Origin of the sequence: Haemophilus influenzae, assembly GCF_001457655.1 — a bacterium.
Taxonomy (GTDB): domain Bacteria; phylum Pseudomonadota; class Gammaproteobacteria; order Enterobacterales; family Pasteurellaceae; genus Haemophilus; species Haemophilus influenzae.
In genome coordinates, this window is the sequence record NZ_LN831035.1 from 1755207 (window position 1) to 1781444 (window position 26238).

Here is a 26238-nt window from a genome sequence, read left to right on the forward strand (position 1 = left end):
ATAAAAACATTATTTTTATTGACCGCACTTTTTTATACACTCACAGGCTTTACAATCTCACTAGGATAACAGCCTAAAATCTTTAAGTAATTACTATAATTTTTTAGTTCTTCCAAAGCCTGTTTTGTATCTGGATGATGAATATTTGCTTCAATTTCTAGATAAAACATTTCTTCCCAAGGCTTACCATAAATCGGTCGAGATTCCAGTTTTGTCATATTGATTTGATGCTTTTTAAACACCAATAAAGCATCCACTAACGCACCAGCTTGCTGTGAAGTTGTCATTAATAATAAGGTCTTTGTGGGAATCTGTGATGAAACTTCGCGAGGCTCTTTAGCCACCACAATAAAACGCGTAATATTGTTCTCTTGATTAGCAATATTAGTTTTTAATACACTAAGTCCATACAATTTTCCACCGTCTTCATTGCCCAATGCTGCAATATTAGGTTTATTCAAACTTGCGACTAATTGCATTGCGTGTGAACTACTTTCGCAATATTCAATATGCACGCGATCAAGGCTATGAATAAATTGACTACATTGTTGAATCACTTGAGGATGACTATACAACGTATCAATTTGGTTCAAATCTGTCTTATCATTGACAAGTACGCAATGTTTGATTGGATATGCCAACTCTCCCACTAATGATAAATCAGTATGCTGAAGTAAATCATAAACTTCATTAATTGCACCCGATGTTGTATTTTCTAAAGGTAACACACCAAAGTCAGCTTCTTCAGTCTGAACTTTTTCAAATACTTGCTCAAAAGACTGACATCCTAGTTCTACAAATTGTTTTTGATAACGAGCAGCATAACTACGTGCAGCTAAATTAGAATAAGAACCTCGTTTACCTAAAAAAGCGATATGTAAATTTTGATTACGTTGTTCATTAAGTTTATTCTGCAAATAGACTTGCTGGGTCAATACCGAGTCTTCAATGATTTTTTGGAAAATTGAAGTGATATATTGTGCTTCAAGCTGATAATTTTCATTTTCTGCAAATTGCACTAGTTCTTGTAAAAGTTGCTGTTCTCGCTCTACATCACGTAAAGATTTTTGCGAGATCTCTTTACTTCTCACTACATCGAAAGCTAAACGATGACGCTCAGAAAGTAATTTTAATAAACTACGATCTATTTGCGTAATTTGTTGGCGAATGTCAGATAATTCTAATGCCATAATGCTTCCTTATAAAAAATCCCACGAAATTGACCGCACTTTTAGTACATTCGATATTTAAGCACGAGATGAAATAAAAAAGCTATACTTCCCACCAGAAATATAGCTTTTTCAACAATAAAACAATTAAATAAGCACTTGCACTGGAGCTACATACCCTTGTGGCACTTGCTCTTTATCTTCAAAGGTTACAAATTCCCACGCTTCTTGATTTGCTAAAACAGCACGAAGTAACTTGTTATTTAAACCGTGACCTGATTTATAGGCTTTAAAATCACCGATAATGTTATAACCAGCCATATAAAGATCACCAATTGCGTCTAACATTTTATGACGAACAAGTTCATCTTTAAAACGTAAACCATCTTCATTTAAAATTCTATAATCATCAAGAACAATCGCATTATCAAGGCTACCACCTAATACTAAACCTTGAGATTGAAGATATTCAATATCTTTCATAAAGCCAAAAGTTCTTGCTCGGCTAATTTGATGAACAAATGCTTGGGCAGAAAAATTCATTTCATAGTTACGTACATCTTTGCCAATCGCAGGATGGTCAAAATCAATAGTAAAATCTAAACGAAAACCATTGTAAGGCTTAAATTCAGCCCATTTATCGCCATCTTCAACTCGAACATATTCCTTAATACGAACAAATTTTTTCGCTGCATTTTGTTCTTCAATTCCCGCATCTAACAACAAATAGATAAACGGACTAGCACTACCATCCATAATTGGAATTTCAGGAGCATCAACTTCAATAATAATATTATCAATACCAAGCCCTGCCAAAGCTGCATTTAAATGCTCGACGGTAGAAATACGCACACCTTGTTCATTAATTAGTGCGGTACAAAGCATTGTATCACGCACTGAATTAGGATCAGCAGGGAATGCCACCGCAGGGTTTAAATCTGTACGATAATAAACAACACCAGTGTTTGGCATAGCTGGGCGCAAAGTTAATGTCACTTTTTCACCGCTATGCAAGCCAACGCCTGTAACTTTAATACTTTGTTTTAATGTTCTTTGTTTAATCATTCTACTACCTTCATTTACTAGGTATTTTCCGAAACTTATTAATTTTCTTCACGCTGTGCAGGATTAAAGAAATTATTTTTCTTAAATGCTTCCAAGCGATCTGTAATCGGTTTATCTAACGGCCGTTGATATTCTTCTGATGCAGCTCTTGACACTTCAACAGATTCACGACGATGAAGTTCAGGAACAATGTTTACACGTCCTTCACCTTCAATATTCTGCGTAGAAAGCCCTTGACGAACAACCTGAATTGGTTCATTTCCTGCAATTTCACCGAGACCAGTTGCCACAATAGTTACACGAATTTCATCGCTCATCTCAGGCACTAAACTCGTACCAACAACAACTGTAGCTTCTTCAGAAGCAAAACTACCTATTGTCTCACCTATAATGTTAAACTCTTCAAAAACTAAATCCATTCCAGCAGTAATATTAACTAAAATTCCTTGAGCGTTAGAAAGATCGATTTTTTCTAGAAGATCATTGCGTACTGCAAGACGAGCTGCCTCTTCTGCTCTACCTGCACCGGGTTCTCCCACAGCTGAACCAAAACCAATCATAGCTTGCCCTTGAACTGACATTACCGTTCTTACATCAGCGAAGTCCACGTTAATTAAACCAGGAGAGGTAATCATATCTGAAATTCCCATTACAGAATTACGCAATACGTCGTTTGCAGCAGCAAAAGCATCAATTAATTTAGCATTTTTAGGGAGAACTTTTTGGATTTGTTGATTCGGAATAATAATCATTGAATCAACATATTGGGATAAATCTTTAATACCAAGCTCTGCAAATTGCATACGTTTTTTGCCTTCAAAGGCAAAAGGTTTAGTCACTACAGCAACAGTCAAAATACCCAGTTCTTTAGCAATTTTAGCAACAACAGGTGCCGCACCCGTACCTGTGCCGCCGCCCATACCTGCTGCAATAAAGACCATATCGGCACCTTCAAGCATTTTGCGGATTTCATCCTGATCATCTTCAGCTGCCTTACGACCAATATTCGGATTTGCCCCAGCACCTAAACCTTTGGTTGTTTCTCCACCAATTTGTACGGTCTGTTGAACTTGACTTTTACGCAATGCTTGAGCATCAGTATTGACGGCATAAAATACTATGCGACCGTGTTCCTCTGATGTTAATGAACTTTCGCCAACAAAGGTTCCGCCCATTTCTTGTTTTACCATATTCATTACCATATGGTTTACGGCATTGCCACCGCCACCGCCTACACCTACGACTTTGATCAGTGCGCCGGATTCGTTAAAATTATCGTACTCAGGGTACTCTGGGTATAGCATTGATGTTCTCCGTTACTGCCAGATAAGCTGACTAAATATATAAAATATAAATTCCCTTTATTGTAGATGAAAAATTAAAATAATCAAAATTCTGACCGCACTTTATTGACAATTTTTTTTACTCCTTGCCAAATAGATTCAAAGAAAGTTCCTTCAGAATCATCACTTCCTGAAATTAAATCATCATCACTATTACTGTGATTATATTGCAATAATCCCACCACCGTTGAATATTGTGGACGATTCACGTAATCAGTCAAACCAGTAATATTTAATGGACTCGCAATACGCACCTGACAATGGAAAACATTTGAAGCACATTCTTTAAGATCTTCAATCTGCGCTCCACCACCAGTTATTACCACACCTGCAATTAATTCAAATTTAATATGTTTTGCTTCTAATTCAGCTTTTAACTTATCTAATTCATCTTTTACCACGCCTAAAAGCTCCGTATAACGAGCTGATGTAATTAAAGATAAATCACTTTTTGTTAATGAACGAGGCGCACGACCGCCAATACTTGCCACCTCAATTTTTTTATCTCCGTGCAAACGAGCTGGGTAAAATGCACTAGCATAGTTCACTTTGATCCGTTCTGCTTCTGCTCGCGAAATTGTACAAGCGTGCGCAATATCATTTGTCACAATATTTCCTGCGTAAGGAATTACCTTGCTAAAACGTAATGCGCCATTCGTATAAACCATCACGTTCATTGTGCCAGCACCAAAATCAATTAAACACACGCCGAGATCTTTTTCATCCTCAGTTAGCACAGAATGTGTTGCTGCAAAACCAGAGAAAACCACTTTATCCACTTGCAATCCACAACGTTCAACGGCTTTTTTTAAGTTATTTTGCCAATCTTGATGACAAGCGATCAAATGTACTTGTGCTTTTAAACGCACGCCTTGTAATCCCAATGGATTTTTAATGTTCATCTGACGATCAACAGCGTATTCTTGTGGAATAACATGCAATAAAGATAAGCCTTCTGGCAATTTTATTGAGCTTGCTGTATGAAGTGCGGAATCGATTTCCTCTTGTGTTACTTCACTTTCTGCTATCGGCACAAAACCACTTTCATTGAGGCTTTGAATATGCTCTCCAGTAATAGCTAAAGTCACACTCATAATCTGACAATCAGCCATAGATTCTGCCGCTTCAATAGCACGTTGAATCGAACCCACTACGGCATCAAGATCAGTGATGCTGCCACGATCAATCCCTTTTGAAGGACAACTGCCTACACCAAGCACATTCACTACACCATCAGGAAATACTTCGCCAACTACAGCGACCACTTTTGACGTGCCAACCTCTAAACCTACTATTGTTTTTGTTTCCACACCTTTAACCATTTTCGCACCCAGTTATTTTTATCTATCAACCATACCTACAGCTGCACCTGCCGTATATCTTAAATCTATATAATCTATTTTTTTGTTTTCTGGCACATCAATTTGCGGATAAATTGTGACAAATCGCTCAAGTTTTGATTTCCAATCGCCACGACCTAATTTTAGCACAATATCATTATCAAGCTGGATCTGCCACGCACCGCGATCATCAATATTAATTCCCTTTGCCATTATATTATTTGATTTTAAATTAATATAAATTTGGTTCCACGTCTCAATTACTTTCAAACTCTGATAATCGGGCCCGCCCAAATAGGGCAAATTTTTTGCAGTTAAACGTACAGAGGGAAGCTGAAAAACGATACCATCAAGGGTAACAAATTGATTTTGATTCCAAAACGCAACAGGTTGATATTCTGATACCCAAATACTTAAACGATTTGGCCACATTTTTCTTACGATTGCACCTTTAACCCAAGGTAAAGCCTCAATTTGCTCTTGAATCGGTGCCACATCTTGCCCCCAAAATCCTTTTAATTCGCCCATTTTTAATAGGCTTTCTTTAATATCATCAGCAGTAGTAAAGGTATTTTGTCCAACAAGTGCAAATGCACTAATCGGCTTATCATCCATTTTTTCTAAAATGCTTTGCCAATTAAAATAAACACCAAGTAAAAAAAAGACACCAAGCAATACCGCAAAAGCCCGAATATGAAAATAATATTTAGGCTTTTGTTCTCCAAAACGAATATTCTGTGGCGTTTTTCTTTTCAGAATGTTCATTACAGGCTCAACTCCAAAATTTTCACGACGAGTTGCTCAAAAGAAATACCTACTGTCGCTGCAGATTTTGGGAATAAACTATGGCTCGTCATTCCAGGATTAGTATTAACCTCAACCAAACGGAAATTACCTTTTGCATCACACATTACATCAATACGACTCCAACCACGACATCCCAGTGCATCATAAGCACGTTTTACTAATATTGCTAACTCTTGCTCGCGTTCAGGCGTTAAACCTGCTGGGCAGAAATATTGCGTATTATCAGAAATATACTTCGCTTCATAATCATAAAATTCGCCCTCTGGAACAATACGAATTGCGGGTAATACTTGATTGTCAAGCACAGGCACAGTTAATTCATCGCCAGCTAACCACTCTTCAATTAGAATGGTATTATCAAATTTAAGCGCATATTCCACCGCACTTTTTAACTCTTCTACCGCTTTTACTTTCGTTAAGCCAACGCTAGAGCCTTCTAAAGAGGGTTTAACCATTAATGGTAAGCCTAATTTTGCCACAACAGCCTGAGGATCTAATTCAGAAAAAGTTTCTCGGGTAACCACTTTCATATCTGCAACAGGTAAACCAAAAGCTTTCCACAACATTTTTGTACGCATTTTGTCCATCGTTAATGCAGAAGCCATCACGCCACACCCCGTATAAGGCAAACCAATTTGCTCTAATAAACCTTGCATTGTGCCATCTTCTCCACCACGACCGTGCAAAATATTAAATGCTCGATTAAAGCCATCCTTTTTAAGATTTGCAACATTATATTCTTTAGGATCAATAGGATGTGCATTATAACCTTGCTTTAATAATGCTTCTAATACCGCTTTGCCTGAATTGAAAGAAACTTCACGTTCAGCAGATGTGCCGCCTAATAACACCGCGATTTTTTCTTGTTTTAAGTTCATTTTCTATCCTGTTTTTCTTCTTACTGATGATACTTTTCTAATACTAAGATTTTCAATCAATCCATCTGGCATTAATTCTTCCAAGATTCAGCCAAGCCACGAGAAATTTTACTTACGCTACCAGCACCTTGTGCCAAAATCAAATCGCCATCTTGAATAATTTGATCGAGAACATCGCCTAGTTGCGAAGTATCTGATACCAAAATAGGATCAACTTTACCAAGATTACGAATGGAACGGCAAAGAGATTTACTGTCAGCGCCAACAATAGGGGCTTCTCCCGCTGCGTACACATCAAGCATAATCAAAGCGTCTACTAGCGAAAGCACTTGTACAAAATCATCAAACAAATCACGAGTGCGCGAATAACGATGCGGTTGGAAAATCATTACAATACGTTTATCTCCCCAGCCTTCTCGCGCTGCTTTAATGGTTACGTCTACTTCTGTTGGATGATGACCATAATCATCAACTAAACGCACTTTACCATTTGGACGAATAAATTCGCCTAGCTGATCAAAACGACGACCAGCCCCCTGAAAATCAGCCAGAGCCTCTAAAATTGCCTCGTTAGCAATACCCTCTTCTTTTGCTACAGCAAGTGCAGCCGTTGCATTTAATGCATTATGTTTTCCAGGAACATTGAGCAACACATTAATACGTTCATTATTTGGGCAAATCACTGTGTAATGACCTTGAAAACCTGTTTGTTCATAATCTTCAATGCGATAATCTGCCTGCTCACTAAAACCATATGTAATCACTTGGCGACCAACTTTTGGCACAAGTTCCATTAAAACAGGATCATCAGCGCACATCACGGCTAAACCATAGAATGGTAAATTATGCAGGAATTTCACATAAGTGGCTTTCATTTTTTCAAAATCGCCTTCGTAAGTATCCATATGGTCTGGCTCCATATTAGTTACAACAGATACCATTGGCTGTAAATGCAAAAACGACGCATCACTTTCATCGGCTTCGGCAATTAAATAACGACTTGCCCCTAAATGTGCATTCTTACCCGCCGATTTCACTAAACCACCATTTACAAAAGTCGGATCAAGTTTAGCTTGGGTGTAAATCATTGAAATCATTGCTGTTGTTGTCGTTTTCCCGTGTGTTCCTGCAACAGCAATACCGTGACGAAAACGCATAATCTCCGCCAACATTTGTGCGCGTTGAATCACTGGAATGCGTTTTTGTTTCGATGCAACTAATTCAGGGTTATCATCTTTTATCGCACTAGACACAACAACAACACTGGCACCTTTAATATGTTCTTCTGCATGACCAATGTAGATTTTTGCCCCAGCTTGAGCTAAACGTTGAGTGACTACGCCATCGGCAATATCTGAACCTGAAATTTGATAACCTTCATTTAATAAAATTTCTGCAATGCCGCTCATTCCCGCACCACCAATGCCAATGAAATGAATTTGCTGTACACGGCGCATTTCAGGGATAATTTTTCTAATTTCTTCGTGGGAATGTTTCATTTATTTTTCCTTTTCTCCCAATGACAAAACTCAACTAAAAGTGCGGTTAAAATTCGCAACGTTTTTATTTCTAATATTAGCACTTTTGGATATAAAAAATACTTATGACTGAGGCTATTTATAAAACGCCACAACCCCTAGTTTGAATATTGTTTAATTACTTCAGCTACACGTTGTGCCGCATTAGGCATCGACATTGTTTTCGCTTTCAATGCCATCTGCAATAAATTTTCACGAGTTAAATTTTTTAAATAATTCACTAGCATTTCAGGCGTTAAATCTGCCTGTTCTATAATTTTCGCCGCGTCAACATCTGATAAATATTTCGCATTTAAATATTGTTGGCGATCTTTATGTTGGAATGGTACAAAAATTGCTGCGACTCCCACTGCTGCAATTTCACATACGGTTAATGCGCCAGAACGGCAAATAACCACATCAGCCCAAGCATAAGCCTCTGCCATATTATCAATAAATTCTGTTATTTTAACTTGTTCTAAATTCTCGCCATAAAGTTGGCTGACTTCTTCTACCGCACCTTTACCTACTTGATGACGAAGCTCTAATTTATCTGCAAGCTGGGCGACTACTTTAGGTAAAGTATGATTAAGCACTCTCGCTCCTTGACTACCACCAACCACTAAGACACGTAATTTTTCCTCACGATCCGAAAAACGAATATCAGGATTTGGCATCTCAAATAAATCTTCTCGAACTGGGTTTCCTACTACTTCAGCATGAGGAAAAGCAGTTGGAAATGCCTGTAATACACAGGTTGCAATTTTACCTAATAACTTATTCGTTAAACCCGCTATCGCATTTTGTTCATGTAAAATGATTGGTACACCACAAAGTTTTGCCGCAACGCCAGCGGGGCCAGAAACATAGCCTCCCATACCAAGTACAGCGTCAGGCTTTTCTTCTTGAATAATTTTTTTTGCCTGCAACACGGCACGAAAAATGGCAAAAGGCGCATTTAACAAAGCTTTTATACCTTTACCACGCAAACCAGAAATTTGAATAAATCGAATAGGAATACCATATTTTGGTACAAGTTGAGCCTCCATTCTATCTTTCGTACCTAACCAGCAAATATCCCATTCTTGTTTTTGTAAAGTTTGAGCAACTGCAATGGCAGGAAAAACATGACCGCCAGTGCCACCCGCCATCACTAATAATTTTTTATTTTTCATCTTTTTTATCTCTAATCATCACGCAAGCGTGCTTGACCTATACGAAATAAACGATTTTCGTGATCAATTCGCAATAAAATACCAATAGTGGCGGACATAATGATAATACTCGAACCACCATAACTCACGAGTGGAAAGGTTAAACCTTTAGTTGGTAGCATTCCAAGAGCCATACCTAAATTCACAAAGCCTTGAAAGAAAATCCAAAAACCAATACCTAATGCAAAAAAACCTCGAAAACGTTGTTCTAACATTAAGGATTCTCGTCCAATTTTCATTGCACGAAAAATTAATAAACCTAATAAAAGAATAACAATCAATATACCGATAAATCCAAATTCTTCGCCGATAATCGCCATAATGAAATCGGTATGTGCTTCAGGCAGATAATCTAATTTTTGAATTGAATTACCTAATCCTTCGCCAGTAATTTCTCCCCGCCCAAATGCTATAAGAGAGTTTGTTAATTGGAAACCAGTGCCATAAGGATCTTTAAAGGGTTCTAAAAATCCTATAAATCGCTTTAACCGATAAGAGGCGGTCAATACTAGCCAAACGAATAAGATTCCACCTAATGCTATCAATCCTACAAACTGTAAAATTTTCGCCCCTACGATAAAAAGCATCCCAGACATAATAATAAATAGCACGACTGTACTACCTAAATCAGGTTGCAATAAAAGAAAACAACCCAATACAAGCATAACAATAAACGGTTTAAAAATACTAACATGTCGCGACCGCACTTCATCATAACGACGAGTGAAATAACTTGCTAAAAAACAAGTCAAAGCCAATTTTGCAAATTCTGCAGGTTGAAAGTTTAAGATCCCCAATGAAATCCAACGTTTTGCGCCATTAACCGATGTACCGATAAAAGGGACAAGCAATAATAATATGACAGAAAATAAAAAAATTTTAGCGTGCCATTTTTCCCATTGCGAAGAAGAAATTTGTAATGAAATATAACAAGTGAGCAAAGAAAGTAGCACATAAATAGCGTCGCGTTTTGCAAAGTAAAAAGGATCATTAAATAAACGAGAGCTATAAGGAATAGAAGCAGATGTTACTGCCACTAAACCAATTAAAAGCAAAATAACAAATAACCAAAATAGTGCGCGATCATACAACAAACCTTGAGGTGTGATGCGTGTCCATTCATCGTAATTTTTTTTGATGTTCTGTAAAAATTCCATCTTATTTTTATTAATGACTAAATTAGGCTGAATATTGCGCTAAATGCGTAAATTCTTCGCCGCGCTTTTCAAAAGAAGCAAACTGATCGAGACTTGCACAAGCAGGCGACAATAATACCATATCTCCGCTTTGCAATGTTGGGCGTAAAAATTCTATCGCTTGTTCCATTGTTTCAAACAAATAGCTTTGTGATGAAAATTTTGCAAGCTGCACACCATCTCGACCAAAACAATAACAAATAATGTGTGGTTGATTAATTAATTCAGCTAATTCTGAAAAATCAGCCCCTTTTCCGTCTCCGCCTAGCAACAAATGCAATTTACCCTCAATATAAAGCCCAGCTAATGCAGCAACTGTACTCCCCACATTTGTTGCTTTAGAGTCATTAATCCAACGAATACCATTAGCTTGATGCACTAATTGAAAACGATGATCTAACCCTTTGAAATGACGAAGTGCGGTACGAATTGAATCTAAATTAATACCGACAGCTTGTGCCAATGCTGTTGCTGCCAAAATGTTCATATAATTATGGCGACCGACTAATGTTACTTCTTCACAAGGCAAAATTACTTCATCTTTTACCATTAAGTATTGCTTGCCATTTTCAGTTTTTAGCCAATAATCCGCACTATTTTCCGCAAAAGAAACGGTTTGTCTCGCTTGATTTTCACCTTCACCAAAAGTCAGCTTATCCTCATTATTCAAAACTCCGACCTCAGCATTATGATAAATGCGTAATTTTGCTTGGCGATAATCTTCTAAATCCATATAGCGATCCATATGATCTTCAGTCACGTTCAAAACAGTCGCAGCCGCAGCTTTTAAGCTATAAGTTGTCTCAAGCTGAAAACTAGAAAGCTCTAGTACATAAAGTTCACAATCTTCATTCAACAATGACAAAGCGGGAATCCCAATATTTCCGCCCATACCAACTTTCACGCCAGCAGCTTTCGCCATTTCATAAACTAAAGTAGTAACAGTACTTTTTCCATTTGAACCTGTAATCCCCACAATTGGCTTTGTCGCTGCGCGGCAGAATAATTCAATATCGCCGATTACTTCCACTCCCGCTTTAAGTGCGGTTTGAATTTCTGGTGTTTTTACCGCAAGCCCTGGGCTAATAACAATCATATCGCTTTCAAGTAACCATTCCTGATTTAAACTACCAGTATGAAGAGGGATATTTTGAGGAAGTTTATCAATACCAGTAGGCTTTTTTCGGGTATCAATCACACGAATATTAGCCTGTTGGGATAAGAGATAATCCACACAAGAAAGACCTGTTTTGCCAAGCCCAATGATCGTAATATTTTTGTTTTGATAGGCATTCATTTTATTTCTTCTTAATTACTATAAGTTTTAAATTTTGCTGATGGGAATATCAATTTATAACGTAAAAGCTCGCTCTTTCAAAAACTGAAAGAGCGAACCTCACAACATTTATTAACGCAACTTCAAGGTGACTAATCCCATCAACACTAACATTAAGGAAATAATCCAAAACCGAATAATCACTCTTGGCTCAGGCCATCCCTTCAATTCAAAATGGTGGTGAATCGGTGCCATTCTAAAAATGCGTTGTTTGCGTAACTTATAAGACCCTACTTGCAAAATAACAGAGAGTGCTTCAACAACAAATACACCACCCATTATCACAAGCAAAAATTCCTGACGAACAAGAATTGCTACGACACCCAGCGCACCACCTAATGCTAGAGAACCCACGTCCCCCATAAATACTTGAGCTGGATAAGTATTAAACCATAAAAATCCTAAACTCGCGCCAACAATAGCTGTACAGAACACCACTACTTCAGAACTGTATTTAATATACGGAATGTGCAAATATTCTGCGAAATTCACGTTACCTGTAGCCCAAGCAATTAAAGCAAACGCACCTGCAACAAGCGCAGTAGGCATAATCGCTAATCCATCTAAACCGTCGGTTAAATTCACTGCATTACCGGTTCCAACAATCACAAAGTAAGATAACACAATATAGAACAAACCTAACTGAGGCATAATGTCTTTAAAGAATGGAATCACTAAACGGGTGGCATCAGTGTCGTGACCAAGCCAATAAAGCCAAAGGATTGCCACTAATGCCACCACAGACATCCAGAAATATTTCCAACGCGCAATCAATCCATCAGTATTTTTACGGGTAATTTTACGGAAATCATCCACAAAACCAATTGCGCCGTATCCAAATAAAACAAATAAACAAACCCAAATATAAGAATTAGCAAGATTTGCCCATAATAACGTACTTACGCCAATAGAGAATAAAATCATCACACCGCCCATAGTGGGTGTGCCTTTTTTTGCAAAGTGACTTTCAGGGCCATCATTTCGCACTTCTTGACCAAATTTTAAGATCTGTAAACGTTTGATCACTTTAGGGCCAATCCAAAGTGAGATAAAAAGTGCGGTTAATAATGCAAGAATTGCGCGGACGGTAATATAAGAAATCGCATTAAAGGCGGTTTCGTAACGAACAAGATATTCAGCAAGCCAGACTAACATTTAATTTTATCCTTTAATGAATAGATCACATCTTCCATTTTCATTGAGCGTGAGCCTTTTCCCAGCACCACAACTTTTTTATTTTGTTGTAATTGGTTTTCAATAAGTGGAACTAAGAAATCCACCATTTCAGTTTTATCCGTAAAATGCTTACCCAAAACAGCCTCAGAAATAACCGCACTTTCATTGCCATAAGAACACACCAAATCTAAATTTACCAAATTAACATATTGTCCAACTTCACGATGAATAGCGAGAGAATTTTCGCCCAATTCTTTCATATCTGCGACACATAGAATAAGGAAAGCATCATAACTTTTTAGGACATCAATAGCCGCACAGAGAGAATCTTTATTTGCGTTATAAGTATCATCTAATAACAATAAATTAGGCGTTACTTGAATAGGAAATAAACGCCCTTTCACTTGTGAACGTTGTTCTAATCCAGCTTTGACATCGGCAAGCGTAGCACCAACATTCATCGCTAGTGCGGTAGCAGCTAAAGCATTTTTTACATTATGCTCTCCAAGATAAGGTAAACTAATATCAATTTCGCCTTGCGGAGAAACTAACGTAAAGGTTGAACCTTGTTCGTTACCTTGAACATTTTTGACGGAATAGTCCTTGCCGTTGAAATATTGAATGGCGTGATTACTAATTTCTTTTTGCCAAATATCTAAGTGATTATGTTCAGCATTGATAATCGCCACACCATTTTTTGTTAAACCTCGATAAATCTCGCCTTTTGCTTGAACAACTCCCGCTAAAGAACCAAACCCCTCTAAATGTGCGGGCGCAATATTATTAATCAATGCGGCATTAGGTTGAACTAATTTTGTGGTGTAATTGATTTCATTTTGATGATTTGCACCAAGTTCAATCACAGCAAAACGATGTTTTTCTGTTAAGCGAAGCAGAGTTAAAGGCACACCTATATCGTTATTGAAGTTACCATTGGTAAAAAGTACCGCTTCTGAATCTGCTGCGGTATGCTGCAAAATACTTGCTGTCATTTCTTTTACTGTGGTTTTTCCAGAAGAGCCGGTCATCGCCACAGTACGCGGATTAATTTTCTCGCGTAACCATTTTGCAAGCTCGCCCAAAGCAATACGAGTGTCTTTAACCACAAGTTGAGGAACTAAAATAGACGAGTTTTCTTGCTGAACAACAAGCGCAAGCGCACCCTGTGACACCGCTTGATCAAGATATTGATGAGCATCAAATTTTTCGCCTTTTAAAGCAAAAAATAAGCTATTTGATACGCTTTTTCGAGTATCCGTATTAATTTCTTCAACTTGCACATTTTCATCGCCAATTAATTTAGCTTGAAGAATCTGTGCAAGTTGTACAGTAGAGAGTTTAATCATAATTGAGTGATTATTATTTTAAGAAATCAAGTGCAATTTCTTGGTCGGAAAAATGCACAACTTCCGAACCAATAATTTGATAATGCTCGTGACCCTTTCCAGCAATTAAAATCACGTCATTTTCTACCGCACTTTCAATCGCAAACTGGATCGCCTGTGCGCGATCAGGAATAATCCCCACTTTTTCCATATTTTTAAAGCCAGCGACAATATCTGCTTCAATTTGGCTTTGTGGTTCTGTTCGTGGATTATCTTTTGTCACAATAATCTTTTCAGCAAACTGCTCTGCAACCTGTGCCATTAACGGACGTTTGCCTCTATCACGGTCTCCGCCACAACCAAAGATGCACCATAATTCGCCTTGGCAATGTTCACGCGCAGCAATCAACGCTTTTTCCAACGCATCTGGTGTATGCGCATAATCTACAATAACGATTGGTTTATTTGGATATTGAATCATTTCCATTCTTCCACATACTCCTTTTAAAGATTTCGCCGTAGCGAGTAAATTTTCCAATGGGTAACCAAACGATAACAACGTGGTCATTACTAATAATAAATTACTTACATTAAAAGCACCAATTAATGGGCTATGCAAAACACCATTACCCCAGCTAGATTCAAAAGTAATATCTGCACCTTTAAAATGATAATGGATATTTATTGCTTTCATCCATTGGTGTGAACCTACTTTAAAATCCGCATTCATACTTACGGCAATAGCATCAGGTAGTTCAGTTAGCCATTGGTATCCAATTTCATCATCAGCATTAATCACTTTAATTTGGGTATCTAATTCAGTGAACAAGCGTTTCTTCGCCGCAGCATAATTTTCCATAGATTGATGATAATCTAGATGATCACGGGTTAAATTCGTGAAAATTGCCGCTTTAAAATGCAAGGCTTCTACACGATGCTGCGCCAAACCGTGTGATGAAACTTCAATAGAGGTAAAATCTGCACCTGCGTGTTTGAAAGTTGAAAGAGATGACTGAATTTCTACTGCTGAACCTGTCGTATTTTTAGCTTCTACAATTTGCCCCAAAAGTCCATTACCAATGGTTCCCATCACAGCCGCACGATGCCCCAATAATTCCGCCCATTGCGCTAATAATTGAGAAATAGTGGTTTTGCCATTTGTTCCTGTAACGCCAACAAGGGTTAAATTTTTAGAGGGCGAATCATAAAAAACATCAGCTAAGGACGAAAGATGACGTGCAAGTTGATAATATTTAACTACCGGCACATTCCTGATAAACGCCACAGTTAAATGCTCGCTAGATAATTCTGTCTCAGAAACCACCGCACTCGCACCAGAATGAAGAGCAGAATCAATAAATTGATTTCCATCCACCTGATGACCTTTTATCGCCACAAAAAGATCGCCAGCTTTAACCTTACGGCTATCTAACACCATATTATGGAGTTCTATATCATTCTTTAATTCAGGCAAATTAAAAAGTGCGGTGAGTTTTTTCATAATTTTTCCTTAATTCACTTTTTGATTCTTGTGTTCGCCAATATAAACAATTCGTTTTGCACTTTTCGTTGTTGTGTTTTCAGCTGCTTCAGCATCTTGCGGAATAGCATTTGCACGTAACGCATAGCCCATAATGTTAGAGAATACAGGGGCAGAAACCGCACCACCATAATATTCTCCTGCTTTTGGATCATTGATCAAAACCACTAATGCATAACGAGGATCACTAATTGGTGCAATACCCGCAGTAAATGCCACATATTTATTTACATAATGTCCATTTTCAATCTTACGTGCCGTACCTGTTTTTACGCCGACACGGTAGCCTTCCACCATTGCGCGTTTATTTTTAATTGCTACTTTCTCTAAAATTCCCACAATATCTTTAGTTATTTTTTCAGAGAAAACCCGTTTCCCAATAACTGGCGGATCAACTTTAGTGATAGAAAGCGGGCGATAAACACCGAAACTACCAAGGGTTGCATAGGCACGAGCAATTTGTAAAGGTGTCGCAGTAATACCATAACCATAAGCGACTGTTGCACGCTCAATATCTGCCCAGCGTTTACGATTTGCATTCAAAATCCCAACTTGTTCTCCGATCAAGCCTAAATCTGTCGGTTTACTTAAACCTGCATTTTGATAAGTTTCCATTAATGCGCTAGGTGGCATACGTAATGCAAGACGACTTACACCACGGTTACTAGAGTTCATTAAAATCTCGTCTAAAGTTTGCTGAGCACGTGGTGCAACGTCCACAATTTCTTTACCGCTTAATTTAAAGGACGTAGTATCAATAATTTCATCTCGTTTAACTACACCTCGTTGAAGTGCGGTTAAAACAACGAAAGGTTTTACCGTAGAACCTGGCTCAAAAGTATCGGTAATTGCACGGTTACGCATTAACTCTGATTTCACGCCAACACGGTTGTTTGGATTATAAGAGGGCGCAGTCGCCATAGCTAACACTTCCCCAGTACGAACATCAACTAACACCGCAGTACCAGATTCTGCATTATTCTCAGACACCGCCTTTTTAATCTCACGATACACCATAGATTGCAATTTTTCATCGATACTTAAGGTAACATCTTGTGCATCATATTTTTTCTCATCGGAGATATGTTCAACAATATTTCCTCGTTTATCTTTACGAACAGTACGTGAACCGTCTTTACCAACAAGCAGGGAATTAAAACTTTTCTCAATGCCTTCAATACCATTTCCATCAATATCCGTATAACCCACCACGTGTGCAGCTTCTTCTACACGAGGATAAAAACGGCGATGCTCTGTTTCTAAAATAATACCCTTAATTTTTAATTTACGAATATAGTTAGCTTTACTTAATTCAACTTGACGTGCTAAATACAAATAACCAGATTTAGAATTTTTCTCAATTTTTTTCACTAAATCATTTTTAGTCATACCTAATTCTTCGGCTAAAGCTGCAATTCGTTCTTTATCCGCAAGCGAATTTTCCTTCAACATCGTTTTTGGATCTGCCACAATCGCGCTCATCGGCACGCTTACAGATAAAAGCTGACCATTACGATCTAAAATAGAACCACGCACCGATAATACTTCATCTTTACGCAAAGAACGCTTATCCGCTTCATTTGATAACGTATCGGCATTAATAGATTGAACATAAGCTGCTCGTGCGACTAAAGCACACAGACCGAGTAAAATAAGAACCGTAGAAAGCATATAACGTCCACGCATAAAGCATTTTTCAAACACCTTTTGAGACTTGTTTTGCTTTACAGTTTCAGGTGCGGTCAATTTTCTAATTGTTTTTTTTGACTTACCTGATTTACGCGAGGAATTAAATTTCACCATTTTTTTACCTATTATTCTCTAATTTCAACTTCTTGCTCTGAAGAAACAACTTTCATTTTTAATGTACTAATCGCAATAGATTCTACACGCGTGCTATCCCCTTCCGTAGCTTCCTGCACTTGTAAATTACGGTATTCATTCTCAAGTGCTTGACGCTGTAAAATTAACATTCCATTTTCAGAAATTAATTGGCGAGTTTTATGGGTTATCCAAATCGTTCCCATTGCAGAAACTAAAATCCCTATTAACAGCAACACCACTAACTTATTTGAAGAAAATAAATCTTCGACTAAAATCTGCTGTAACGGATAACGAGGCTTATTATTTTCAGACATCGCTAAATTCTCTCTGCCACACGTAATATGGCACTTCTTGAACGAGGATTTGCTTGAATTTCTGCATCACTTGGCTGAATGGCTTTACCAATAATTCTTAATTTTTGATTACGCTGAATTTGATCTTCTCGCAATGGTAAACCTTTGGGAATATCCTCGCCCTTACTTTGTTTTTTCATAAAATGTTTCACCATTCTATCTTCTAAAGAATGGAAACTAATAATTGATAAACGACCTTCTGGTGCTAACATATCTAACGCAGAATTAAGCAGACTTTCTAATTCATCTAATTCCGAATTAATAAAAATACGAATAGCTTGGAAACTACGCGTCGCAGGATGTTTATGTTTATCTTTAAAAGGAACTGCCTGTGAAATAAGTTCCGCCAATTGACTGGTACGCGATAAAAATTCTGTGCTATTTTTTACCGCACTTTTATTGAAATCAACAATAGCAGTGGCAATACGTTTAGCGAAACGCTCTTCGCCAAAAGTTTTCAACACCCAAGTTAAATCCTCAATGGACACTTGTTTTAACCATTCTTCAGCAGATAAACCTTGAGTTGTATCCATACGCATATCAAGCGGGCCATCTTTCATAAAACTAAAACCACGTTCTGCTTCATCAAGCTGAGGGGAAGACACACCAAGATCAAGCAAAATACCGTCAATTTTGCCCACTAAATTTAATTTGTCACAAATTTCAGGAATATGCGAAAAGCTGTTATGTTCAATCTGAAAACGCGAGTCTTGGATTTTGTGTGCTTCTGCAATAGCACGAGGATCGCGATCTACAGCTATCAAACGACCATTAGAAGAAAGTTGAGAAAGGATAAACCGAGAATGCCCCCCACGCCCAAAAGTACCATCAATATAAATGCCATTCTCCTTCAATGCCAAGCCATTCACGGCTTCGTGAAGTAAAACTGTAATATGTTCAGATGAAGAAAAGGAATTTTCGCTATTCATAAATTTAAGATAAAAGTACTACATTATTTTCTATAATGAGAAATCATTTAACGCATCAGCAGCAAAATCTGTGCTGGAGCCAATTTCTATATCCTCTGCAATTTGAGTATGCCATTCTACATCGCTCCAAATTTCAAATTTATTAAGTTGCCCTACCAACATTAAACCTTTTTCTAATTTTGCGTGTTGGCGTAATGGCCCACTAAGCAAAATACGACCCTGAGCATCCATCTCACATTCAGTGGCATGGCCAAGCATTACTCGCTGCAAACGGCGTTGGGTAGGATCAAAGTTAGAAAGTGCGAGAAGTTTTTGTTCGATTTTTTCCCATTCATCAAGGGGATAAAGTAAAAGACAGGGTTGGCGAATATCTACAGTACAAACCATTTTCCCTTGGTTCTTTTCAAGAATTTCAGCGCGATAGCGAGTTGGAATCGCTACACGTCCCTTAGAATCTAAATTAACCGCCGTTGCACCACGAAACATATTACGCCTTAAAAATTGAACTTATTTTTAGAAAATCTCTAAAAATCTCCACAAAACACCACTTTTCTCCACTTCTGGCAAGTTTATAATTTGTTCGCTCAACTTGCAAGTAATTCCACATTAAAGCAACTGATTTTTATCAAAATAAAAAAGCCGTTTGAATAAACAATTCAAACGGCTTTTTTCATCAAATTTTATTGACTAATTATTTATATAAGCTTCTTCATCTCGCGTACCTAATGGTTTAAGCATTGTGAAGAACAATACGATACAAACGATGGTTGTTGCTAAACCAAGATACACAGAAAGCTGATAATCTAAGCCGAAACCAATTTTGTTGTAGAACAAATAAGTTGCACATACTGTTGTGATAAACCACGCAGGAAGAGACGCAACCCAGTGGAATTTATGATAACGATATAAATATCCCGCTGCAGTCCATAACATTACCATTGCTGTCATTTGGTTTGCCCAAGTGAAATAACGCCATAATACGCTGAAATCAATGGTTGAAATAAAATAACCTAATACAAACAACGGCACAGCAATTAATAAACGTTTAGGTAATGAACGTTGATCAACATTAAAAATTTCGGCTATCTGTAAACGCGCAGCACGGAATGCAGTATCGCCAGAAGTAATAGGAAGAACAATCACGCCTAATATGGCAAAAATACCACCAATAAAACCTAAGAAATGTAACGAACTATCATACACAACTTTAGATGGAGAACCTGCTGAAATTGCATCTTGTAACGCTTGTGGATTTTCATAGAATGCAAGACCAACCATACACCATACTAATGCAATTACCCCCTCAGTAATCATTGCACCGTAGAAAATGAAGCGACCTTCACTTTCATTTTCTGTACAACGCGCCATTAATGGAGTTTGCGTTGCGTGGAAACCTGATAATGCGCCACAAGAGATAGTTAAGAATAAAAGTGGCCAAATTGGAACATCACCTTTCACTTGGAAATTTTGTGTAAATTTCGCCCAAGTTAAACCCTCGCCATCAGCATTGATTGTACGGAAAAACTCAATTGGATCTGTTGCACTAAAATGTGAAACAACTAATCCGTATACCATACCAACTGACATAAAGAGTAATAACGCACCAAAGAGTGGATAAATTCGACCAATAATCTTATCAACTGGAAGTAAGGTTGCAAGAATATAATAAGCAAAAATAATTGCTGTCCACAGAGCAACCACTGTTGCTTTATCCATTCCCCATACTTTAATCCCACCAGCTTCAACAGAATGATGAACTGCCTCTGCATCACCAAGCACTAACGCACTTTGCGAAGCACCAAATACATCCATTGTAATGGTACCCATTAATTGAGCTGGGCTTGCCACAAACACAACACCGACAAGTAAAAGCAACACAAGTGCTAATGTATTGATAAAGACTTTAACGGGACGACCTAAAAACTTACCCGCCAAATATGGCATTGTTGCGCCACCGTGACGAATACTTAACATACCACAGAAATAATCGTGTACTGCGCCCGCAAAAATACAACCAATAACAATCCAAAGCATTGCAACAGGTCCATATAATGCACCAAGAATAGGGCCAAAAATAGGGCCTGTTCCCGCAATATTTAACAATTGAATTAGCCAAATTTTCGTTTTAGACATTGGCATATAGTCCACACCATCATTTACTTGGTAAGCAGGTGTTTGACGTTTTGGATTAATCACAAAAATTTTTTCGATAATTTTTCCATAAATAAAGTAACCGATAATCAACACGGCTACACAAAAGAAAAACCATAACATAGGAAGGCTCCTCAAAAAATAAAGTAAAAGTATTTATATGCCCTAAACAAGCGGCTGTATTCTATTTCAAATTACGTCAAATCAAAATTGAATTTAAAGATTTTTATAAGATTTGTGACTTGTATCACATTTGTAAAATCTAAAACATCCATTAAAATGCTAATAAATAAGTAATTGAATAGGTATAAAAGCAAATATGTCCTTAACAAGATGCCCTGAATGCAGAAAAAAGATTAGTGAAAATGCAGAAAATTGCCCTAATTGCGGCTTCTCTTTCAAACAAAAAGATCTAGAGATGTACAAACAAAGATTAGAAGCTCGACGCTTACATAATGAAGAAGTCAATCGTAAAAGCACAAAACTCCACATAATTTGGTTTTGCATCTTTGCTATTTTTATCGCAGTCACAAGCTGGATGGTAAATTAATCTATCAATGATAAATTTATTAAGGAGTTACTATTAACTCAAAAAGCTGATAAAAATTATAATTCTATTTATAACTTACAATGGCTTGATGAAAATACATCGAAAAAAAGATGCTTCTCTTGAAGAATGGTAGATAAAAATGCAAAATCTAATATAACCTCTTTTTTCGACAACCATCTTTATACCTGATGTGAACTTATCTATTGGTAATTTTGATCAATTCTTTGAGGAAAGAAAAATTATCTTAATTAAGAAATTAAGTGATTTATTAAGCTAATTTATAATCATATATCAAATGGTAGTCATTCTGGAATGTATAAAATCTTAAGAGAACTACCACTTTTATCTGATTATCGCAAGTTAAAATTCTAACTACTAATTTAGTATAAATTAAAAATATAATTTATCTTTATTAAAATATTTTTATAATAAATTTCATCTATTTTGTTATGAAAATGTATTACTTAATAATATTTCTGTAACCATTATCTATTGCCGCTAGGAGTAAATAAACAAAAATACACCGAATTTTTACCGCACTTTTATATCTTAATAAATAAAAAATCTGCACTCAAATTAGTTAAATATTTTCTTTAACTAATTCAAGAGCAGATTGAAGTGCGGTTATTTTTTATATTGAATTATAGATTAAAGTTTTGCTGAAAGCATGGTTTCCAATTTTTCTTGGTCAATAGCAAATTTACGAATACCCTCTGCTAATTTTTCAACAGCCATAGCATCGCTGTTATGTTGCCAGTAGAACTCAGCTTCTGTTAATGGTTGTGGTTTCGCTTTTACTTCGCCTTTGTATTCTAGTTTGCGTATAAGTGCGGTTGAATTTTCTTGTAATTCTTTCAGTAATGCTGGTGCAATGGTTAAGCGATCGCAACCTGCAAGTTCAGTAATTTCGCCTACATTACGGAAACTTGCGCCCATCACAACTGTATTGTAGCCATATTCTTTGTAGTAATTGTAGATTTTGGTGACAGAAATAACGCCTGGATCTTCTGCTGGCGCATATTCTTTTTTGTCGGAGTTTGCTTTGTACCAGTCTAAAATACGACCTACAAATGGAGAAATTAAGTAAACGCCTGCTTCTGCACAAGCACGAGCTTGAGCTTCAGAGAATAATAAGGTTAAGTTACAGTTAATGCCTTCTTTTTCAAGGATTTCTGCAGCTCGGATACCTTGCCATGTGGAAGCGATTTTAATCAAAATACGATCATTTGAGATGCCTGCTGCATTATAAAGTGCGATTAATTTACGCGCTTTTTCAACCGTTGCTTGTGTGTTGTAAGAAAGACGCGCATCCACTTCAGTAGAAATACGCCCTGGAACGATTTTTAAAATTTCTAAACCAATATTTACCGCTAATTTATCTTCTGCATCAATAAGTTGCTGTGCTTTATCATTGCTTTGAGCTTTTGCATAAGCAACCGCTTCATCAATTAATGGGGCGTATTGTGGTAATGCTGAAGCACTTAAAATTAAAGATGGGTTTGTTGTTGCATCTTGTGGTTGGTATTTTTTGATTGCATCAATATCGCCAGTATCAGCTACGACGACGGTCATATTACGAAGTGAATCTAACTGTGTTGTCATTGTATTCTCCTTGAATGGACTTGTTTAAATCTAATCAGGTTACGATAGCACAATTAGCATTAAAAGGGTAATTTATGTAGGAAAATATTTACAATAGGAAAAATCAATACATCCTAGATTCCCCCCTCTCATATCATCACTTTTAGCAATTTTTTTAGCGATTTATTAGACACAACTCACAAAACTCAATTTTTCTTCAAATAATTTCCTGACAAATCTTTACAAAAATGAATTTTTGAGCTAATAAGTAGAAGACTTTTTATAAAAATATCGCCTAATAACAAGGAGGTTCAAATGCAACACAAACTACTCTTCTCTGCAATCGCTCTTGCTCTTTCCTATTCTGTGCAAGCAGTTATAGTGCCTGAAGGAACACAATTAGATGAAAAACAACATATCGTCATCAATAACGGGGCTGAACCGCAAAGTTTTGACCCACACAAAACCGAAGGTGTGCCAGAATCTAACGTTGCTTATCAATTACTTGAAGGCTTAGTCACCTCAGACTCTGAAGGTAAACTTCAACCGGGTGCGGCTGAAAGCTGGGAAAATACACCTGACTTCAAAACCTGGACATTCCATTTACGTAAAGATGCTAAATGGTCAAACGGAGATCCTGTTACTGCACACGATTTCGTGTTTGCGTGGCGTCGTTTAGTGGATCCTGCAACTGCTGCACCTTATGCGAGTTACTTAAGTTATTTACAAGTTGAAAATGCGCAAGACATTATTGACGGTAAGAAAAAACCGGCTGAATTAGGCGTGGAAGCAAAAGATGATTACACCTTTGTGGTTCATGCAACCAATCCTGTGCCTTATGCAGTCAGTTTAACGACTCACCAATCCTTATTGCCATTACCACAAAAAGTAGTCGAAAAATTGGGTGATGCATGGGTGAAAAAAGAAAACTACGTGGGTAACGGTGCGTATAAGCTGGCTAACCACATCATTAACGAAAAAATCGAATTTGAACGTAACCCACTTTATTGGAACGATAAAGAAACCGTAATCAATAGTGCGACATTCCTCGCCATTGAAAACCCAAGTACCGATGTAGCACGTTATCGTGCGGGCGATTTAGACATGACCAGTTATGGTTTACCGCCAGAACAATTCGCTAAATTAAAAAAAGAATTGCTAGGCGAAGTATACGTTACTCGTACCCTAGGAACTTATTCTTATGAATTAAACAATAAGAAAGCACCTTTTGATAACGTGAATATTCGTAAAGCCTTGAACTTATCCCTTGATCGTAATGTGATCACCGATAAAGTATTGGGCCAAGGTCAAACACCAACCTATGTGTTTACCCCAACTTACATCGAAGAAGGTCATCTCATTCAACAACCTGCTTATTCAAAAGAACCGATGGCACAACGTAATGAAGAAGCCATTAAACTCTTAGAAGAAGCTGGTTACAGTAAAGCGAATCCGTTGAAATTCAGCATTCTTTATAATACCAATGAAAACCACAAAAAAGTGGCTATTGCTGCAGCTTCTATGTGGAAAGCTAACACCAAAGGTTTGATTGATGTGAAATTAGAAAACCAAGAGTGGAAAACTTACATTGATAGCCGTCGTGCAGGTCGTTACGATGTGGCGCGTACTGGATGGCATGCGGATTACAACCAAGCAACAACATTCGGCAACTATTTCTTATCTAATTCTAGTAACAATACCGCGAAATATGCGAATCCAGAATATGATAAAGCGATGGCAGAATCTTACGCAGCAACTGATGCAGAAGGTCGTGCAAAAGCTTATGCGAAAGCCGAAGAAATTCTTGGAAAAGATTACGGTATCGTACCAATCTTTAACTATGTGAATCCACGCTTAGTGAAACCTTACGTAAAAGGTTATTCAGGCAAAGATCCACAAGATCATATTTACTTACGCAATCTTTATATTATTAAACATTAATTCGTTGCTCGTATTTAAGTGCGGTTAAAAATCGTCGTATTTTTTGACCGCACTTTTCGCCCATTTTGGTTGGAGTTGTTATGCTCAAGTTTATTTTTAAACGGCTGTTGGAAGCCTTACCGACGCTGTTTATTTTGATTACTTTTTCTTTCTTTTTGATGCGTCTTGCCCCTGGCAGCCCCTTCACTTCTGAACGCGCTTATCCGCCAGAAGTCATGGCTAATATCGAAGCGAAGTATCATTTAAATGAACCATTATATAAACAATATTTCCTTTATTTAGAAAATCTTTCCAAAGGAGATTTTGGTCCCTCTTTTAAATATAAAGACCAATCAGTCAATGATTTAATCGCGTCAGCTTTCCCTGTTTCCATAAAATTGGGAATGGTGGCCTTCGCCTTTGCAGTCGTGCTAGGAGTAACAGCAGGTACGCTCGCCGCTCTCAATCAAAATAGCCGTTGGGATTATATTTTGATGAGTTTCTCGATGCTTGGGGTCATTATGCCAAGCTTCGTATTTGCACCTGTTTTAGTGCTAATTTTCGCCATTTATCTAGGATGGCTGCCAGCTGGCGGTTGGAACGGCGGTACCGCCATGTACATGATCTTACCTGTAGCCTCCTTAACTATCGCTTATGTTGCAGGGATTGCGCGTATCATGCGTGGTTCGATGATTGAAGTGTTACATTCCAACTTTATTCGAACCGCCAAAGCTAAAGGACTTTCCATGTCGAGAATCATTTTAAAACATGCTTTGCGTCCCGCACTTTTACCCGTGATAACCTATTTAGGACCTGCTTTCGTAGGGATTATTACTGGCTCAATGGTCATCGAAAGCGTATTTGGTTTACCTGGCATGGGGTTATTATTTGTAAACGGCGCATTGAACCGCGATTACTCTTTAGTTTTGAGCCTCACCATTTTAGTGGGGGCATTAACCATTTTATTTAATGCGATTGTGGATATTTTATACGCCATCATCGATCCAAAAATTCGTTATTAAGG

22 protein-coding genes are annotated in these 26238 nt (G+C 37.5%); 3 read left to right on the top strand and 19 right to left on the bottom strand.

The window, feature by feature from the left end; all coding sequences use genetic code 11:
- Positions 1 to 32: 32 nt before the first annotated feature.
- The 18 genes from pheA to AT683_RS08765 all read right to left on the bottom strand — a co-directional run bounded on the left by pheA (position 33) and on the right by AT683_RS08765 (position 21286).
- Positions 33 to 1190, bottom strand: a complete 1158-nt coding sequence (pheA, locus tag AT683_RS08680; RefSeq protein WP_014550927.1) for a prephenate dehydratase — start codon at positions 1188 to 1190, stop codon at positions 33 to 35.
- 126 nt (positions 1191 to 1316) lie between these two features.
- A complete protein-coding gene (gene lpxC, locus AT683_RS08685) occupies positions 1317 to 2234 on the bottom strand; it encodes a UDP-3-O-acyl-N-acetylglucosamine deacetylase (protein WP_014550928.1) in 918 nt (305 codons plus the stop codon).
- A gap of 38 nt (positions 2235 to 2272) precedes the next feature.
- Positions 2273 to 3538, bottom strand: coding sequence for a cell division protein FtsZ (gene ftsZ / locus AT683_RS08690; protein ID WP_005686445.1), 1266 nt, complete (start codon positions 3536 to 3538; stop codon positions 2273 to 2275).
- 83 nt (positions 3539 to 3621) lie between these two features.
- Positions 3622 to 4899, bottom strand: coding sequence for a cell division protein FtsA (gene ftsA, locus AT683_RS08695; RefSeq protein WP_005667496.1), 1278 nt, complete (start codon positions 4897 to 4899; stop codon positions 3622 to 3624).
- A gap of 18 nt (positions 4900 to 4917) precedes the next feature.
- Positions 4918 to 5682: a cell division protein FtsQ/DivIB gene (locus tag AT683_RS08700; protein WP_005651833.1), complete on the bottom strand. Its 765-nt coding sequence runs from the start codon at positions 5680 to 5682 to the stop codon at positions 4918 to 4920.
- Complete coding sequence (locus AT683_RS08705) at positions 5682 to 6602, bottom strand: D-alanine--D-alanine ligase (protein ID WP_005651831.1); 921 nt, start codon at positions 6600 to 6602, stop codon at positions 5682 to 5684. The genes AT683_RS08700 and AT683_RS08705 overlap by 1 nt, the downstream gene beginning before the upstream one ends.
- A gap of 71 nt (positions 6603 to 6673) precedes the next feature.
- Positions 6674 to 8101: a UDP-N-acetylmuramate--L-alanine ligase gene (gene murC, locus AT683_RS08710; RefSeq protein ID WP_005690680.1), complete on the bottom strand. Its 1428-nt coding sequence runs from the start codon at positions 8099 to 8101 to the stop codon at positions 6674 to 6676.
- 137 nt (positions 8102 to 8238) lie between these two features.
- Entirely contained in the window at positions 8239 to 9294 is a 1056-nt protein-coding gene (murG, locus tag AT683_RS08715) for an undecaprenyldiphospho-muramoylpentapeptide beta-N-acetylglucosaminyltransferase (RefSeq protein WP_005690682.1), read from the bottom strand.
- 11 nt (positions 9295 to 9305) lie between these two features.
- Complete coding sequence (gene ftsW / locus AT683_RS08720) at positions 9306 to 10490, bottom strand: putative lipid II flippase FtsW (protein ID WP_005661306.1); 1185 nt, start codon at positions 10488 to 10490, stop codon at positions 9306 to 9308.
- A gap of 22 nt (positions 10491 to 10512) precedes the next feature.
- A complete protein-coding gene (murD, locus tag AT683_RS08725) occupies positions 10513 to 11826 on the bottom strand; it encodes a UDP-N-acetylmuramoyl-L-alanine--D-glutamate ligase (RefSeq protein WP_005690684.1) in 1314 nt (437 codons plus the stop codon).
- A 111-nt stretch (positions 11827 to 11937) separates the two neighbouring features.
- The gene (gene mraY / locus AT683_RS08730) at positions 11938 to 13020 is read right to left on the bottom strand and encodes a phospho-N-acetylmuramoyl-pentapeptide-transferase (protein WP_005690686.1); all 1083 of its coding nucleotides are present in this window, start codon (positions 13018 to 13020) and stop codon (positions 11938 to 11940) included.
- Positions 13014 to 14387 (bottom strand): UDP-N-acetylmuramoyl-tripeptide--D-alanyl-D-alanine ligase, encoded by a 1374-nt coding sequence (gene murF / locus AT683_RS08735; protein WP_005686434.1) that lies wholly within the window; start codon positions 14385 to 14387, stop codon positions 13014 to 13016. Before murF ends, mraY begins: the two co-directional genes overlap by 7 nt.
- Positions 14388 to 14400: 13 nt before the next feature.
- On the bottom strand, positions 14401 to 15867 hold the full coding sequence (gene murE, locus AT683_RS08740) for a UDP-N-acetylmuramoyl-L-alanyl-D-glutamate--2,6-diaminopimelate ligase (protein ID WP_011272398.1): 1467 nt from the start codon (positions 15865 to 15867) through the stop codon (positions 14401 to 14403).
- 9 nt (positions 15868 to 15876) lie between these two features.
- A complete protein-coding gene (locus AT683_RS08745) occupies positions 15877 to 17709 on the bottom strand; it encodes a penicillin-binding transpeptidase domain-containing protein (RefSeq protein ID WP_014550929.1) in 1833 nt (610 codons plus the stop codon).
- 11 nt (positions 17710 to 17720) lie between these two features.
- On the bottom strand, positions 17721 to 18044 hold the full coding sequence (gene ftsL, locus AT683_RS08750; protein ID WP_005647600.1) for a cell division protein FtsL: 324 nt from the start codon (positions 18042 to 18044) through the stop codon (positions 17721 to 17723).
- A 2-nt stretch (positions 18045 to 18046) separates the two neighbouring features.
- Complete coding sequence (rsmH, locus tag AT683_RS08755; protein ID WP_014550930.1) at positions 18047 to 19012, bottom strand: 16S rRNA (cytosine(1402)-N(4))-methyltransferase RsmH; 966 nt, start codon at positions 19010 to 19012, stop codon at positions 18047 to 18049.
- 30 nt (positions 19013 to 19042) lie between these two features.
- Entirely contained in the window at positions 19043 to 19498 is a 456-nt protein-coding gene (gene mraZ, locus AT683_RS08760; RefSeq protein WP_014550931.1) for a division/cell wall cluster transcriptional repressor MraZ, read from the bottom strand.
- A gap of 201 nt (positions 19499 to 19699) precedes the next feature.
- A complete protein-coding gene (locus AT683_RS08765; RefSeq protein WP_005690693.1) occupies positions 19700 to 21286 on the bottom strand; it encodes a carbon starvation CstA family protein in 1587 nt (528 codons plus the stop codon).
- Between the two features lie 196 nt (positions 21287 to 21482).
- On the opposite strand from AT683_RS08765, the gene AT683_RS09575 reads away from it, so the two are divergent.
- Positions 21483 to 21713 (top strand): zinc ribbon domain-containing protein, encoded by a 231-nt coding sequence (locus tag AT683_RS09575; protein WP_005663910.1) that lies wholly within the window; start codon positions 21483 to 21485, stop codon positions 21711 to 21713.
- 648 nt (positions 21714 to 22361) lie between these two features.
- On the opposite strand, the gene tal is transcribed toward AT683_RS09575, so the two are convergent.
- Positions 22362 to 23315 carry a transaldolase gene (gene tal, locus AT683_RS08770; RefSeq protein WP_011272395.1) on the bottom strand — a complete coding sequence of 318 codons (954 nt, stop codon included), beginning with the start codon at positions 23313 to 23315 and terminating at the stop codon, positions 22362 to 22364.
- A 294-nt stretch (positions 23316 to 23609) separates the two neighbouring features.
- Here tal and AT683_RS08775 point away from each other — a divergent pair, with 294 nt between their 5' ends.
- Complete coding sequence (locus AT683_RS08775; RefSeq protein ID WP_014550932.1) at positions 23610 to 25235, top strand: ABC transporter substrate-binding protein; 1626 nt, start codon at positions 23610 to 23612, stop codon at positions 25233 to 25235.
- Between the two features lie 80 nt (positions 25236 to 25315).
- Complete coding sequence (gene oppB / locus AT683_RS08780; RefSeq protein ID WP_005690699.1) at positions 25316 to 26236, top strand: oligopeptide ABC transporter permease OppB; 921 nt, start codon at positions 25316 to 25318, stop codon at positions 26234 to 26236.
- Positions 26237 to 26238 lie beyond the last annotated feature (2 nt).